Origin of the sequence: Coprococcus sp. RTP21204st1_G4_RTP21204_210225, assembly GCF_040915385.1 — a bacterium.
GTDB classification, from domain to species: Bacteria; Bacillota; Clostridia; order Lachnospirales; family Lachnospiraceae; genus Allocoprococcus; species Allocoprococcus comes.
Genome location: NZ_JBCPDP010000004.1, coordinates 92824 through 108953 on the forward strand (window position 1 = coordinate 92824; position 16130 = coordinate 108953).

The 16130-nt window shown below is 44.9% G+C and carries 14 protein-coding genes and 1 other RNA gene; 12 read left to right on the top strand and 3 right to left on the bottom strand.

Going from position 1 to position 16130, the window contains the following annotated elements; translation table 11 throughout:
* Nucleotides 1-49 precede the first annotated feature (49 nt).
* From der to AB5213_RS05025, 4 genes are all read left to right on the top strand, one after another.
* Nucleotides 50-1378, top strand: a complete 1329-nt coding sequence (gene der, locus AB5213_RS05010) for a ribosome biogenesis GTPase Der (protein ID WP_055246914.1) — start codon at nucleotides 50-52, stop codon at nucleotides 1376-1378.
* 1 nt (nucleotide 1379) lies between these two features.
* Nucleotides 1380-2030 (top strand): glycerol-3-phosphate 1-O-acyltransferase PlsY, encoded by a 651-nt coding sequence (gene plsY / locus AB5213_RS05015; RefSeq protein WP_055246911.1) that lies wholly within the window; start codon nucleotides 1380-1382, stop codon nucleotides 2028-2030.
* A 6-nt stretch (nucleotides 2031-2036) separates the two neighbouring features.
* Nucleotides 2037-3047: an NAD(P)H-dependent glycerol-3-phosphate dehydrogenase gene (locus tag AB5213_RS05020; protein ID WP_055246909.1), complete on the top strand. Its 1011-nt coding sequence runs from the start codon at nucleotides 2037-2039 to the stop codon at nucleotides 3045-3047.
* A gap of 84 nt (nucleotides 3048-3131) precedes the next feature.
* Nucleotides 3132-5582: a cation-translocating P-type ATPase gene (locus AB5213_RS05025; protein ID WP_368276394.1), complete on the top strand. Its 2451-nt coding sequence runs from the start codon at nucleotides 3132-3134 to the stop codon at nucleotides 5580-5582.
* A gap of 51 nt (nucleotides 5583-5633) precedes the next feature.
* On the opposite strand, the gene AB5213_RS05030 is transcribed toward AB5213_RS05025, so the two are convergent.
* The gene (locus tag AB5213_RS05030; RefSeq protein WP_270222833.1) at nucleotides 5634-6617 is read right to left on the bottom strand and encodes a cation diffusion facilitator family transporter; all 984 of its coding nucleotides are present in this window, start codon (nucleotides 6615-6617) and stop codon (nucleotides 5634-5636) included.
* 212 nt (nucleotides 6618-6829) lie between these two features.
* On the opposite strand from AB5213_RS05030, the gene spoIVA reads away from it, so the two are divergent.
* The 6 genes from spoIVA to AB5213_RS05060 all read left to right on the top strand — a co-directional run bounded on the left by spoIVA (nucleotide 6830) and on the right by AB5213_RS05060 (nucleotide 11690).
* Entirely contained in the window at nucleotides 6830-8302 is a 1473-nt protein-coding gene (spoIVA, locus tag AB5213_RS05035; RefSeq protein WP_215633974.1) for a stage IV sporulation protein A, read from the top strand.
* Nucleotides 8303-8466: 164 nt separating this feature from the next.
* Nucleotides 8467-8952, top strand: a complete 486-nt coding sequence (locus tag AB5213_RS05040) for a molybdenum cofactor biosynthesis protein B (protein WP_008374969.1) — start codon at nucleotides 8467-8469, stop codon at nucleotides 8950-8952.
* Nucleotides 8953-8960: 8 nt separating this feature from the next.
* A complete protein-coding gene (locus AB5213_RS05045) occupies nucleotides 8961-9650 on the top strand; it encodes an MBL fold metallo-hydrolase (protein WP_117823138.1) in 690 nt (229 codons plus the stop codon).
* An 11-nt stretch (nucleotides 9651-9661) separates the two neighbouring features.
* Nucleotides 9662-10135 (top strand): ribonuclease HI, encoded by a 474-nt coding sequence (gene rnhA, locus AB5213_RS05050; RefSeq protein ID WP_117834045.1) that lies wholly within the window; start codon nucleotides 9662-9664, stop codon nucleotides 10133-10135.
* Nucleotides 10136-10181: 46 nt separating this feature from the next.
* An RNA gene (gene rnpB, locus AB5213_RS05055) (RNase P RNA component class A) lies at nucleotides 10182-10529 on the top strand.
* 231 nt (nucleotides 10530-10760) lie between these two features.
* Nucleotides 10761-11690 (top strand): hypothetical protein, encoded by a 930-nt coding sequence (locus tag AB5213_RS05060; protein ID WP_368276395.1) that lies wholly within the window; start codon nucleotides 10761-10763, stop codon nucleotides 11688-11690.
* A 394-nt stretch (nucleotides 11691-12084) separates the two neighbouring features.
* Here the strand turns inward: AB5213_RS05060 and AB5213_RS05065 are convergent, their stop codons facing one another.
* Both AB5213_RS05065 and pyrB read right to left on the bottom strand, forming a co-directional pair.
* A complete protein-coding gene (locus tag AB5213_RS05065) occupies nucleotides 12085-12531 on the bottom strand; it encodes an aspartate carbamoyltransferase regulatory subunit (protein WP_008374977.1) in 447 nt (148 codons plus the stop codon).
* Between the two features lie 14 nt (nucleotides 12532-12545).
* Nucleotides 12546-13466, bottom strand: coding sequence for an aspartate carbamoyltransferase (pyrB, locus tag AB5213_RS05070; RefSeq protein ID WP_173686484.1), 921 nt, complete (start codon nucleotides 13464-13466; stop codon nucleotides 12546-12548).
* Nucleotides 13467-13683: 217 nt separating this feature from the next.
* Here pyrB and pheA point away from each other — a divergent pair, with 217 nt between their 5' ends.
* Both pheA and AB5213_RS05080 read left to right on the top strand, forming a co-directional pair.
* Nucleotides 13684-14814, top strand: coding sequence for a prephenate dehydratase (gene pheA, locus AB5213_RS05075; RefSeq protein WP_055155638.1), 1131 nt, complete (start codon nucleotides 13684-13686; stop codon nucleotides 14812-14814).
* A gap of 23 nt (nucleotides 14815-14837) precedes the next feature.
* Nucleotides 14838-16127, top strand: coding sequence for an ATP-binding protein (locus tag AB5213_RS05080; RefSeq protein ID WP_022220371.1), 1290 nt, complete (start codon nucleotides 14838-14840; stop codon nucleotides 16125-16127).
* Nucleotides 16128-16130 lie beyond the last annotated feature (3 nt).

The window sequence follows — 16130 nt, forward strand, 5'->3', positions numbered from 1 at the left end:
AGTATGATATAGAAGCAGAATTCCGAATAAATATCAGGAGGAAGAAAATATGAGTAAACCAGTTGTTGCCATTGTAGGGCGGCCGAACGTTGGAAAGTCGACGCTTTTTAATGCACTGGCAGGAGAAAAGATAGCAATCGTTAAAGATACGCCGGGTGTTACCCGCGACAGAATTTATGCAGAAGTGAATTGGCTCGATAAAGAATTTACGTTGATCGACACCGGTGGAATCGAGCCGGACAGCCGTGATGTGATCCTCTCCCAGATGAGAGAGCAGGCACAGATCGCCATTGACACTGCGGATGTGATCCTGTTTATGACAGATGTAAAGCAGGGACTTGTAGATTCCGATTCAAAAGTGGCAGATATGCTCCGCCGCTCCCACAAGCCAGTCATTCTTGTTGTCAATAAAGTGGACAATTTTAACAAGATGATGCCGGATGTGTATGAATTTTATAATCTGGGAATCGGAGATCCGGTTCCGATCTCAGCATCGGAACGAATTGGAATCGGAGATATGCTGGATAAGGTTCTGGCACATTTTCCGGAAGGGGCAGGCCAGGAAGAGGAAGATGACCGTCCGAGAATTGCAATCGTTGGGAAGCCGAACGTTGGGAAGTCTTCGATCATCAACCGTCTGATCGGAAAAGACCGTGTGATCGTATCCGATATTGCCGGAACTACAAGAGATGCCATTGACACGGAAGTAGTGCACAATGGAAAAGAGTATGTATTCATTGATACAGCAGGACTTCGCCGTAAGAATAAGATCAAAGAGGAACTGGAGCGCTACAGTATTATCCGTACAGTTACGGCAGTAGAAAGAGCGGATGTGGTCCTGGTTGTGATCGATGCGGCAGAAGGAGTAACCGAGCAGGATGCCAAGATCGCAGGAATCGCACATGAGCGTGGAAAAGGTGTCATCATCGTTGTAAATAAATGGGATGCCATTGAAAAGAACGATAAGACCACGAGGGAATATGAGCATCAGATCAGGATGGTGCTGTCTTTCCTGCCTTACGCAGAGATCATGTATGTGTCTGCACTGACAGGCCAGAGACTTCCGAAGCTCTTTGACATGATCGACACCGTTATTGAGAACCAGACACTCCGTGTGGCTACGGGTGTCCTTAACGAGATCATGACCGAAGCTGTTGCAATGCAGCAGCCACCGTCAGATAAGGGAAAACGGCTGAAACTTTACTATATTACCCAGGTAGCGGTCAAACCGCCGACATTTGTCATCTTTGTAAATGATAAAGAACTGATGCATTTCTCTTATACGAGATATCTGGAGAATAAGATCCGTGAAGCGTTTGGCTTCCGTGGAACGTCTCTTAAATTCTTTATCAGGGAGAGAAAGGAGAAGGACAAATAAGATGGAACGTCTTGTATGTTTGCTGATCGGCTATATATTTGGTCTGTTTCAGACCGGCTATTTCTATGGAAAAACTCAGGGGGTAGATATCCGCAAGATGGGAAGCGGAAATGCAGGTTCTACCAATGCACTTCGCACCATGGGAATCAAAGCCGGAATGATCACCCTGCTAGGTGACTGCTTCAAATGCGTGATCGCAGTTCTGGTGGTCCGCGGAATTTACGGACAGTCTCACGCAGATATTTTACCGCTCCTTTCGCTGTATACAGGTTTTGGGGCAGTGCTCGGACATAATTTTCCATTCTATCTGAAGTTCAAGGGCGGAAAGGGAATTGCAGTTACGGCAGGTATGATCTTATCTACAGATATTCGGATTGCGGCAGTATGTTTGATCGTGTTTATCGTAATTGTTGCCGTGACACGTTATGTATCACTGGGATCGCTGGTGATTTCCGTACTGTTCCTTGTCGGACTCGTCGTTGACGGACAGATGGGAATGTTTGGAATGGCGCAGAAGTATCTGTTTGAAATGTATGGAATCGGAGTACTTTTTGTTCTCTCTGCATTTATCCGTCACCGTGCGAATATCGGACGTCTGAGAAATGGTACAGAGAGCAAGATTAGTTTTTCAAAAAAGAAAAATAAGAGGTAATAATTTATGGCAGAAATCGGAGTTATCGGTTCAGGAAGCTGGGGAACGGCTCTGGCCCTGGTACTGAATAAAAACGGACATCATGTAACCATCTGGTCTTATTTAAAAGAAGAAGCAGATGAGATCAGGAAAAAGCGGGAAAATCCAAGTAAGCTTCCGGGCGTTCATATCCCGGAGGAGATCGAGATCACAACAGATCTGCAGGGAAGTGTGGAAGGAAAAGATGTGGTCGTTCTTGCAGTTCCGTCTATGGCAACCAGAGCTACGGCGAAGAAAATGTGCCCGTATGTAAAGGAAGAGCAAATTCTGGTCAATGTGGCAAAAGGAATTGAAGAGGGTACTTTAAAGACGCTTTCTGAGCAGATTGAAGAAGAGATTCCGCAGGCAAATGTAGCTGTTCTTTCTGGTCCAAGTCACGCAGAAGAAGTAAGCCGCGAACTTCCGACAACGGTTGTAGTCGGAGCAGAGACAGAAGAAACCGCCATTTATCTGCAGAAAATTTTCATGAATGATGTATTCCGTGTCTACACAAGCCCGGATATTAAAGGAATTGAGCTTGGCGGTTCCCTGAAAAATGTAATCGCACTTGCAGCCGGAGTTGCAGATGGACTAGGATACGGGGATAACACCAAAGCTGCACTGATCACCAGAGGAATTGCGGAGATCACAAGACTTGGTGTAAAGATGGGCGGAAAGCTGGAATCCTTTACCGGACTTACCGGAATCGGTGATCTGATCGTCACCTGTGCAAGTAAGCACAGTCGTAACCGTAAAGCAGGTGTTCTGATCGGTGAGGGAATGACGATGGAAGAAGCGATGGCTGAGGTCAAGATGGTAGTTGAGGGTGTGTATTCAGCAAAAGCGGCAAGAGAGCTGGCTGAAAAATATGAGGTATCCATGCCGATCGTGGAAAAGGTCAATCAGGTACTTTTTGAAGGCAAACCCGCAAAGGATGCGGTAAGTGAACTGATGATGCGTGACGGGCGCAGCGAATACAGTAACCTTCCGTGGGATTAAAGTTTCAAAGAAATTTCATAAAGTCTTAATGGAAAATCCTTCCGTATAGGCGTATAATGACGTGTATACAGGAGGATTTTTTGTATGAAATTCGGAAAAAAAGAAAAAGAAACACAAGAGGAAAAAGTCGTTCGCGGCGAGATCCAGCGTGTGGTTCCAGACTACCGGGTAGGTCTTAATCCCGAGCAGATCCGGATAAGGGAAGAGAATGGCTGGACCAATGATGAGGTTGCTCCACCGGGACTTACGACAAAAGAGATTGTTCATAATAATATATTTACCTATTTCAACCTGATCTTTCTGATTCTGGCGATTCTGCTGTGCCTGGTAGGTTCTTTTCGAAATCTGACATTCCTGCCGGTTATCATCTGTAATACACTGATCGGGATCATTCAGGAGATCCGTTCCAAGAAAGTACTGGATAGGCTGACCATGCTGAATGCACCGCACGCGGAAGTAATCCGTGGAGGGGTATCGCTGAATCTGGAGGCGGATCAGCTGGTTGTGGACGACATTGTTGTATTTCGTGCAGGGAACCAGATCTGTGCAGATGCGGTTGTTGAGGCTGGCGAGGTTCAGGTCAATGAATCTTTACTTACCGGTGAATCTGATGAGATCACGAAAAAGCGTGGAGACCGTCTGATGTCAGGTAGTTTTGTGGTATCAGGAAGCTGTCATGCACGCCTGGACAAGGTTGGAGCGGATTCCTATATTTCACAGCTGACTCTGGAAGCAAAAGCCATGCAGCAGGGGGAACAGTCGGAGATGATCCGTTCCCTGGACAAGCTGGTAAAAATGGTCGGAATCGCACTGATTCCGATAGGAATCATTTTGTTTGTGCAGAGTTATTTCTATAATCACGACAGCTTCCGGCAGAGTATTATCTCCATGGTTGCTGCAGTGATCGGCATGATCCCGGAAGGATTATATCTTCTTGCAAGCGTGGCACTTGCGGTAAGTGCAATGCGTCTTGCATCGAAAAAGGTATTGCTCCATGATATGAAGAGTATCGAGACTCTGGCGCGGGTAAATGTGCTTTGTGTTGACAAGACAGGTACGATCACAGAAGACAGTATGTGTGTCAGTGAAGTGGTGAAAGCCAAGGCCTATGACGAAGAAAAGATGCCGGATCTGAACCGGATGATCGGCGATTTTGTCAAAGGAATGGACGCGGATAACAGCACGATGCATGCGATGCAAGAACATTTTACAGAGCATTCAGATAAAGTGCCGGAAAAAGTGATTCCTTTTTCTTCCACGGTCAAATACAGCGGAGTAATTTTCAAAGATCAGGCATATGTGCTTGGTGCACCGGAATTTGTCCTGCGTGAGGATTATACAAAGTATCAGGGAAGAATAGAACAGTATACGTCCAGGGGGTTCCGTGTACTGGTATTTGGAAGCTATGATGGAGAGCCGGATGGTAAGCCGCTGACTGGAACGGTAACGCCGCTTGGTTATGTCCTCCTTCTTAATAAAGTCAGGGAAGAAGCGCCTGCGACTTTCAAATATTTTGCGGACCAGGGTGTTGCGATAAAAGTTATTTCGGGTGATAATCCGATCACCGTATCGGAGACTGCGAAGCAGGCCGGAATTGAAGGCGCAGAGAATTACGTGGATGCGGGAACATTAAAGACCGAAGAAGATATTGCCCTTGCGGTGAGCAAATATACGGTCTTCGGAAGGGTAATCCCGGAACAGAAAAGACAGTTTGTGCAGGCACTGAAAAAGCAGGGAATGACGGTCGCTATGACCGGTGATGGTGTTAATGATGTACTTGCCCTGAAGGATGCAGACTGTTCGGTGGCGATGGCATCAGGAAGCGATGCGGCGGTCCAGGCGTCCCAGGTGGTACTTCTGGAATCCGATTTTTCAAGGATGCCGGAGGTTGTTCTGGAAGGAAGAAGAGTTGTCAATAACATTCAGCGTTCAGCAAGTCTGTTCCTGGTGAAGAATATTTTTTCCTTCCTGCTTGCAATTTTCTCGGCAGTCTTTATGATTACCTATCCGCTGGAGCCATCCCAGGTATCGCTGATCAGCATGTATACGATCGGTATTCCGGCATTCTTCCTGGCACTGCAGCCGAACCGGGATATCATTAAGGGACACTTCCTGACCAATGTGTTCTTAAAGGCACTTCCGGCAGGACTTACGGATGTACTTGCGGTTGGTGCGCTGGTTGTATTTGGACAGACGTTCGGAGTTGCATCCAAAGATATTTCTACGGCGGCGACGATGCTGCTTGCAATTGTCGGATTCATGATCCTTTACCGAATCTGCCAGCCGATGAATGCACTGCGTATGATCGTCTGGATCGGATGCGTGATCGGACTGTTAGGATGCAGTATCTTCCTGCCACAGTTATTTGCGATTACGGGAATGTCCAGAAAATGCATTATGCTTTTTGTAATATTCTCTATTGCGACCGAGCCGGTACTTCGGTATCTGACGAAGCTGATCGAATGGCTGAGAAAGCAGTACATAAAATTTATCAAGAATCCAATCAAAGAATTTAAAGGAAAAGCTGCCGTTTAAGGCAGCTTTTCTTGGAAAATGAGTATTTTTAAAGAATAAGGATCAGATAATTCAGTCTGCAAATTTTGCATTCTGATCCACTTCTTCCGACTGGCTTACGATATGATTGGTCAATGCCTCATCATCCGTGGTAAACACAATATCCGGCAGAAGTTCAAAATAAAAATCCGTATATTTTTTCGCAAGAGCCTGGATACAGAAATTCTGTACGATCTTAAACCGGGTAATGGAAACCAGATCTTTGTCAAAGGTGATGTAAACACTGATCCAGAGCTTTCTTCCGGTACGGAGAATGTCATAGTAGAGTTTTTTGTAACCATAGGCATTTAGGACAGGTTCGATCGTTTCTTTAATTTCATCAACAGTCTCTTCCTCCGGCGGGATCAGGAACAGATCCCGAAGTCCGGTTATTACCGTCTTTATCGGTGTCGGCAGCATAAAGATGGACAGGGTGACGGTAATGATCTGGTCAAGATAAGGTGTTATGGGTCTGAACCATGGAAAAGGCAGCAGAACCGGAAGAAAGAAGGCAATTGCCATACCGAAAGAGGCAATACTGTCGATCTCCCAGCCTTCCATTTCCATTGTGATCATTGGTGAATCCATCAGACGATTCTTATATTTGAGATAAATGGATACGGTAATTCCCAGAAAAAATGCAAATAATTCAAACCAGGCAATGGTATCAAAAGCGACTTTTCTGCCACCATGGATCATGATTTCGATATTGTTCAGGATCAGCCCGACGGTAACGCCAGTCATGGTAATGCCCTTGACAACGACAAACATAGATTCAATCTGCATATAACCGAACGGGTGCTTTTCATTGGATGGCTTGTAAAGTAGCGGAATCAGAAAAAGCGACGGAAGGAGCATGCAGAACTCGACTCCGTCATAGATTGCGTCCAGAAGAACTGCCTGGGAACTGGTGTAGATTGCCATGACGATCTCAACGATAACGAAAAACAGATTCCCGTACAGGGAGACAGACATGGCTTTTTTTTCTCTTTTTTGTGCTTTTCTTCCTACGTGCATAGGATACCTCCTTTTTTGACTGTAAGAAAATCCCGATAGGATTTTCTGATAAATGAAAGGCATTACGTGCCTGTAATACGCTTTTTTGTTACCATTTATCATACCCGATTTTGAAATTGATGGCAAGAAAGTAAAAGTGAACTGGCAGTATAGTTGTTCTAAACCGGGGAAAGCCCGCATACACTGTATCAGCAATCAAAGGGGGACAGTGTATGGATACATTTGATTTATACAAGGATATACAGTGCCGGACGAATGGAGAGATCTATCTGGGTGTGGTAGGACCGGTACGGAGTGGCAAATCAACCTTTATCAAGCGTTTTATGGATGTGCTGGTGCTGCCGAAAATGACCGATGAGCATGCAAAAGAGCGGACGGTGGATGAGCTTCCGCAGTCTGCGTCAGGGAAGAGCATCATGACAACGGAGCCGAAATTTGTGCCAAAAGAAGCTGCCGAAATCCAGCTCGCAAAGGATGTGAGTGTGCTGGTGCGTCTGATCGATTGTGTGGGCTATATGGTGGAGGGAGCCGCCGGTCACATGGAAAATGGAGCAGAACGTCTGGTGAAAACGCCGTGGAACGAAAAAGAAATTCCGTTTACAAAGGCGGCAGAAATCGGGACGAAAAAGGTAATCCATGACCACTCCACGATCGGGATTGTTGTGACGACAGACGGAAGTATCGGAGAGCTTCCCAGAAACAGCTACCGGGCGGCAGAAAAGAAAACGATCCAGGAGCTGAAAAGCATTGGCAAGCCGTTCGTGGTCTTGGTCAATACCCGGAAACCGTACAGCACAGAGGCAAAAAACGTGGCAGAAGAAATCCAGAAAGAATATCAGGTAACGGCACTTCCGGTCAACTGTGAACAGCTCCGGGAAGAAGATATCCACCGGATCATGGAAAATGTGCTCTTTGCATTTCCGGTCACAGAAGTAAAATTTTTCCTTCCAAAATGGGTGGAAATACTTACAGCAGATCACAAGGTCCGGGAAGAGCTGGTATCTTATGCAAGAGAAGTCATGGGCAGAATCGGAGAAATCCGGGATGCGATGGAGATCCGGAAGCCGGAGCAGAGTACCTACATAAATGCAGTAAATGTAACAGGTGTGTCCATGGATACCGGTGAGATCTCGGTTGAAATCAAGGTGGAAGATGGCTGTTATTATGAAATGTTAAGTGATCTGACCGGAACGCAGATCAGCGGGGAATATGATCTGATCCATACAGTGCGTAATCTTGCCATGCTCCAGAAAGAATATGAAAGTGTCAAAGATGCACTTGCTTCGGTTAAAATGAAAGGCTACGGTGTAGTCAGCGCGACAAGAGAAGAAATCCGGCTGGACGATCCAGTGGTAATCCGGCAGGGCAATAAATACGGAGTAAAGATCCGTTCGGAAGCACCTTCTATCCATATGATCCGAGCTAACATTGAGACCGAGATCGCACCGATCGTGGGGAGTGAGCAGCAGGCAAAGGATCTGGTAAATTATATCAACGAGGCGGCAAAGAGCCCGGATGGAGTCTGGGGAACCAATATTTTCGGAAAATCGATCGAAGAGCTGGTGATGGATGGCGTGCGAAACAAGATTGCCATGATCGGAGATGAGAGTCAGGCAAAACTGCAGGACACCATGCAGAAGATCGTCAATGACAGCAACGGAGGTATGGTTTGCATCATTATCTAAAATTTTTCTTAAATCAATTCGATTGGCGGCAGGAAACTTGCATGGCAATCCGAGAGTATGTTATACTAAAGTCTATACGTTAGGGGATACATTTTCATGGAATGAATGGTCATATAAGATACCATGAAATCTATACGTGAGGAGAAAAGAAAAGAGGGACATCTATGAAAGTAGCAATTGTATCAGCAGACACCATGATATACAGAAAACAGAAGGATGATACGTGTTCGCCAATCGTGCGAAGAGTGCTCGATCAGGTCAGCTTCAAGACAGAGCTTGTACAGCCGGTACCAAATGACAGGGAGGTTATCCGCAAGATCCTTGCGAAGATCGCGGATGCACAGATGGCAGATCTGATCCTTACGATCGGTGGGATCGGATGCAGAGAAGAGGACTGTGTTCCGGAAGCGACAAAGGCAGTGGTCGATAAGGAGATTCCGGGGATCGGAGAGTCGATGCGTCTTTTTATGACACGGACCAGAAAAAGGGCAATGCTGACGAGAGGAACAGCAGGTATCCGGGGTAAATCCCTGATCGTCAATCTTCCGGGAAGTCCGAAGATCATTAAAGAGTGTCTGGAATATGTTCTTCCGGAGATTGTTTATGCGACAGAGACGGCAGCCGGTGAACATGATGATGTTGAGGAGTAGGCAGACAGATGAGGGTGACGTATATCGGACACAGCGGATTTTCGGTGGAACTGGAATCCCATATTCTATTATTTGACTATTATGAAGGAACGATGCCGGAGTTTGATCCAGCGAAGAAGCTGTTGGTGTTTGCCAGCCATTCCCATCCGGATCATTTTAACAGAGAGATCCTGAAGCTTGCGGATGTGTATCCGGATGTGGAATATATTTTCCCGAAGGATATCAGAATTGCGAAAAAGGAGCAGCGTGAATCGGAACATTTCATGCGAAAAAGGGATGAGATTACTGTCGGGGATACAAAGGTAAAAAGTCTGCGCTCAACCGATGAAGGGGTTGCCTTTCTGGTAAGATGCGAAGACAGGATCATTTATCATGCAGGGGATCTGAACTGGTGGCACTGGGAAGAGGAAGATGATGCGTATAACCGGATGATGCGCGGCGATTATCAAAAGGAGATTGAAACGCTGGCTGGTGAAAAGATCGATCTTGCATTTGTCGTGCTTGACCCGAGACAGGAAGAGCAGTTTTACTGGGGCTTTGACTGGTATATGCGGCATACGGATACGAAGATTGTATTTCCGATGCATATGTGGAAGCAGTACGAGGTGCAGGATCGGCTTATCGGAATGGAAGTATCAGAACCATACCGGGAGAAGATCATGCGGGTCCGGGAAAAGGGACAGGTATTTGAACTATAAGGAGACAATTTATGAAAGTCAGTATTTATACAGATGGAGCGGCAAGAGGTAATCCGGACGGACCGGGCGGTTATGGAGTCGTTCTGGAATATGTAGACCCGAAGGGAGAACTTCACGTTAAAGAGCTTTCCGGCGGCTATGTGCGGACAACCAATAACCGGATGGAGCTGATGGCTGTCATCCGGGGGCTGGAAGCGCTCAACAGACCTTGCGAGGTAGAGCTTTTTTCTGATTCCCAATATGTGGTCAATGCATTCAATCAGCACTGGATTGAGGGATGGATCAAAAAGGGCTGGAAACGTGGGAAGAATGAGCCGGTCAAGAATACCGACCTGTGGAAGCGTCTTCTGGAAGCGAAAAAGCCGCACCAGGTGAACTTCAATTGGGTAAAAGGGCATGATGGACACCCGCAGAATGAACGTTGTGATACTCTTGCGACAACGGCAGCAGACGGAAATGAGCTGCAGGTTGATCCGGGGGTGTAGAAGAAATCCTTTACACTGATAAAAAAATGTGATAAAGTATCTAAGGCAAGTAAGACAGACGTTCGCGGATGCAGGTGCCGAAAGGCCGCAGACGAGGAAAGTCCGGGCTTCACAGGGCAGGATGCCGGATAACGTCCGGTAGAGGTGACTCTAAGGATAGTGCAACAGAAATATACCGCCTGCAGATGCAGGTAAGGTTGGAAGGGCAGTGTAAGAGACTACCGCCTGGGTGGTAACACACAGGGCATATGTAAACCCCATCCGAAGCAAGACCGAAAAGAAGTGGTATGGCGGCCCGTCATGCTTCAGGTTGGTCGCTTGAGTCTGCTGGCAACAGCAGAACTGGATAGATGAACGTCCACGACATAACCCGGCTTATCGTTTTGCTTGCTTTTTTATTTTTAATTGAGAAATTTTGAAAAGAATCTGTATTCATATTCATGAAGGATATAGATTCTTTTTTTGTTGCGGTGCCATTTAAAAAGCTTTAATTTTTATGATATCGTAGTATTGTGTGAATGATTTTTTGAGTGGAATGAAAAATAAAAAAACGTGATAATCCGTTTGACAATCGTTTGAAAAATATGGTAGTTTTAGGAGGATTAAAGTTATGTAGGAGTGTCAAATGAGGAATAATCGTTTTCAAAGTCGGGAAAGAGGAAATGTAGCATATTACCATCTTCCGGGCTTGTTTGAATTTTATGAACTGTACAGACTTTTTTTGTCGCTGTTTTATACACACAGGGAGTATTTCTATGACTGGTGTGAGATTGGTTCTATTTATGGAGCCCCGGAAGACTGCCTGTGGGGCGGAGGACGTGTGGAAGCAGGAGAAGCTGAGCCGGAAGAAGTGCTTGCACTTATGCAGAAGTACGGGATTTCTGCCCGTCTGACCTTTAGTAATTCTCTGCTCAGGAAAGAGCACCTTGCGAATCAGAGATGCAATATGCTTTGTCAGTTATTTGAGAAAAGCACAGGTGTGAAAAACGGTGTGATCGTGCACTCAGAGCTGCTGGTGGATTATCTGAAAAAGAAGTATCCGGGGTTTTATCTGGTCTCATCTACCACGAAAGTGTTGACCGAATTTCAGGAGTGTCTGCGGGAAATCCAGAGAGAAGATTTTCAATATGTCGTGCCGGATTTCCGTCTGAATAAGATGTTGGATAAATGGAATACATTATCAGAAGGTCAGAAGGATAAAGTCGAATTCCTGTGTAATGAGTGTTGTTGGTTTGGCTGCAGGGACCGGAAAGCCTGTTATGAGGATGTGAGCCGAAAGAATCTCGGAGAAGATGGAGAGGAACACCGGTGTACTGCGCCAAATGCAAAGGAAGGCTATCGTTTTTCAAAAGCAATGACAAATCCGGGATTTATCAGCGTAGACGATATCAAAAATATCTATTTGCCGATGGAATTTACAAATTTTAAGATCGAAGGCAGGGGACTTGGAAGTGCGCTGATCCTGGAATTTCTGCTGTATTATATGACAAAGCCGGAATATCAGCTGCATGTAAGAGAGGAATTGTATCTGGATAATATGCTGGATTTGTTTTAAAATCAAGGGAAAGATTTTTATGGACAAATACCAGAAATTTCGAAGACATATTCGTTTTTGTTTTTGTGCGTCTATAGGAGGTATTTTTTATGTTATTAAGTATTGCGCTGATCCTGCTTGTTGGAATGTGTATGAGTTGGATCTGTCAGGACTGAAGAAAATAGGAAGATCCGCAGTGATGATGTGCTTTGTCCCTGCAAGCCTATGACTGCATTCTGTCAACATCCACTGTATGCTGTGTCGGACAAACATACTGCAGAAAACAGGACGAGCAATACCAAGATCTCCTTTCTTACTGTACGAAGGAGACAAAAAATAAAGGACGCATGAAAAAAATTTCTTTTTTCATGCGTCCTTTGCGTGACACCTGTCCGCCTAGTCCAACAAGCCGACGCTAGCCCCGCTTTCTGTTGTATTTCTCTTCACAGTATTTACATCTATACACTTCGTTCTCCGGATCAGTCAGTACAAACACATGATCCAGTCCCTGTTCAATCGAAGTAATACATCTCGGATTGTGGCATCTGATTACATTCTTGATTTCAGATGGCAGTTTCAGTTCTTTTTTCTCAACAATCTTGGAATCTTCGATAATGTTTACCGTGATATTATGATCGATAAAACCAAGGATATCCAGATCAATGATATCGATCGGGCATTCAATCTTGATGATGTCCTTTTTACCCATCTTGTTACTTTTGGCATTCTTGATGATGGCTACGCAGCAGTCAAGCTGATCAAGTTTCAGATATTTGTAGATATCCATGCTTTTTCCTGCTTTGATGTGATCCAGTACGAAGCCCTCTGAAATTTTCCCAATGTTCAGTGTATTTTCAACCATGTCTTTCGCCTCCCTTAATCTACATGAATATCCAAAAGTGTCAGGATCAGTGCCATACGGATATAGACACCATACTGTACCTGCTTGAAATAAACAGCTCTTGGATCATCATCAACTTCAACAGAAATTTCGTTGACACGCGGAAGTGGATGGAGAACCAGCATATCTTTTGGTGCAAGTTCCATTTTCCCTTTGTCCAGGATGTAGAAATCTTTCATACGGATATAATCTTCCTCGTTGAAGAAACGTTCCTTCTGAACACGTGTCATATAAAGGATATCGAGATCCGGAAGGGCATCCTCCAGGCGTTCTACTTCTGTATATGGGATATTTTTCTTATCCAGTACGTCTTTGCGTACATAACCTGGCAGACGCAGTTCCTCCGGTGAAATAAGTACAAACTCGATGTTCTCATAACGCACCAGGGCATTGATCAGAGAATGTACGGTACGACCGAATTTGAGATCTCCACAGAGTCCGATCTTCAGATTATTCAGACGTCCTTTTAAAGAACGGATGGTTAAAAGGTCAGTCAGTGTCTGTGTAGGATGCTGATGTCCGCCATCACCTGCGTTGATCACCGGGATTGAAGAGTACTGTGCTGCAACCATCGGTGCACCTTCTTTTGGATGTCTGATCGCACAGATATCTGCATAGCAGGAAACCATACGGATCGTATCTGCTACGCTTTCCCCTTTGGTAGCAGAGCTGGAAGCTGCCGAAGAAAAGCCAAGTACATTACCACCGAGATTCATCATTGCTGCTTCATGACTCAGTCGGGTACGGGTACTTGGCTCATAGAATAAAGTGGCAAGCTTTTTGCCTGCGCAGGCGTGTGCATATTTTTCCGGATGAGCTTCGATATCACCTGCAAGATCCATAAGCTGGTCGAGCTCTTCCACAGAAAAATCTAAAGGACTCATTAAATGTCTCATAAGAAACCTCCTTAAAAATAACCGCAGAATATGTGCGGGTTCATATATTCTTTATCTATAATATAACAAAAACATGGTTATTTCAACAAAGTTTTACATGTTTTTTCTGATCGGGTTTGCGAAGAAATGTAGATTTTACAGAAAAAATATATTATAATGAAAAATTAGTAACGTCAGCGTAAGAAGACATAAGGATAAAACGATAAGGAGTGGGACGATGCAGAGTCTGGAAGAGATGAGAAAAGAGCTGGATGTGATCGATGACCAGATCACCACGCTTTATGAGAGACGTATGAAGGTCTGCGAAGGAGTTGCAGAATATAAGATAAAGAACGGACGAAAGGTATTTGATAAGACAAGAGAGAACGAGAAACTGGCAGCAGTAGCGGAAAAGGTGTCCACAGATTTTAACAAAAAAGGGATCCGGGAGCTTTTTGAACAGCTGATGAGCATGAGCAGAAAGCTGCAGTACCAGCGTCTTTCTGAGGAAGGAGTTCTGGGAAGACTTCCCTTTATCGGACTGGATCAGCTGGATCTTGATGGTGCACGTGTGGTCTTCCAGGGAGTGGAAGGAGCCAACAATCAGGCAGCTATGTTAAAATATTTTGGGAAAAATGTGAAAAACTTCCATGTACCGTCATTTCGTGATGCAATGGAAGCAATTGAAGAGGGAAGCGCAGATTATGCAGTCCTTCCAATTGAAAATTCTTCCGCAGGTCCGGTGACACAGGTGTATGACCTTCTGGTGGAATTTGAAAATTACATTGTAGGAGAGACGGTCCTTCCGATTAAGCATATGCTTGCCGGAGTGAAAGGAACTACACTTTCCAGCATTGAAAGAGTGTATTCACATCCACAAGGACTGATGCAGACATCCCATTTCCTGGATGAACACGGAACCTGGCAGCAGATCAGTGTTGCCAATACTTCTATGGCGGCCAAGAAGATGATGGAAGACCAGGATACCACGCAGGCAGCTGTCTGCAACGAATATGCAGCAGAGCTTTACGGACTGGATATCCTGGCAAGAGAGATCAATGACGAATCTGACAACAGTACAAGATTTATCATTGTCACAAACCAGAAGGTATTCCTGAAAAATGCATCCAAGATCAGTATTTGCTTTGAAATACCGCATGAGAGTGGATCGTTGTACCATCTGCTTTCCCATTTTATTTACAATGACCTGAACATGACAAAGATCGAATCCCGACCGGTAGAAGGAAAAAGCTGGGAATATCGTTTCTTTGTGGACTTTGAAGGAAATCTGGCAGATGCCGCAGTGAAAAATGCGATCCGTGGACTGAGGGAAGAAGCACTGAACCTGAAAATCCTTGGAAATTATTAGACTGAAAAAGAGAGGACACGTCTATGAGAACAAATGAACTGATATTATATCGTTATATGGAACATGAAGATCTGCTTCGGGACATGACATTTCTGATCGACAATGCAGATAATGATTATTACAACAAAGAGGATTTGAAGAGCCTTCTTTTCGAAAATTTAAATGAGCTGATCGAGCTGGCTGCAAACTATGGATTCGAGGGGAACCTCTGGCATACCTTCCTGACGTTTCTGCTTGCCAACAGTGAGAATGCTTACAGCACAGCCTGTGAAGTGGTAGGAGAGGTAGAGGGAAGCGTCAATAAAGCAGCCCTTCATGATTTTCAGATTTTCAAAGAACTGTTCGAATATGATCTGAAAGAGATGGGTGAAAAGCTCGGTACAGACAGCCTGGAACTGATTGAGGACTATCATCCGGTCAATGCCAAGGGACATGTATTTAACAAGAGGATTCGCGACCGGATCTGCGACTTAAGCAAAGCTCTTGCACAGACAGATGATGCAGAAGAATTTAAGACAACTGTAACCCAGTTCTACAAAGAATTCGGAGTGGGAACTTTCGGACTTCACAAGGCATTCCGTATTGAGCATACGGAAGAAGGAGCACAGATCGTGCCGATCACCAAGATTGCACACGTCCATCTGGACGATCTGGTGGGCTATGACATTGCCAAGAAGAAACTGATCGATAATACCGAGGCATTTGTAAAGGGTAAAAAAGCTAATAACTGTCTGCTTTTTGGTGATGCCGGAACCGGTAAATCTTCTTCGATCAAGGCAATCCTGAACCAGTATTATGACCAGGGACTTCGTATGATCGAAGTGTACAAGCATCAGTTCAAAGACCTGAATGATGTGATCGCACAGATTAAGAACCGGAATTACAAATTTATTATTTATATGGATGATCTTTCTTTTGAAGAATTCGAGATTGAGTACAAATATCTGAAAGCGGTGATCGAAGGCGGTCTGGAGAAGAAACCGGATAATATCCTGATCTATGCAACTTCCAACAGAAGACATCTGGTACGTGAGACATTCAAAGATAAAGCTGACAGAGATGAAGAACTGCATACCAATGATACCGTACAGGAGAAACTGTCGCTGGTAGCAAGATTCGGCGTGACCATTTATTTTGGAAAACCGGATAAAAAAGAATTCCAGAAGATTGTCACCACGCTTGCAGATCGTTACGGTGTCGAGATGGAAGAGGAAAAGCTTCTTCTGGAGGCAAACAAATGGGAATTGAGCCATGGTGGATTAAGCGGACGTACTGCACAGCAGTTTATTGATTATTTGCTTGGACAACAATAAAAG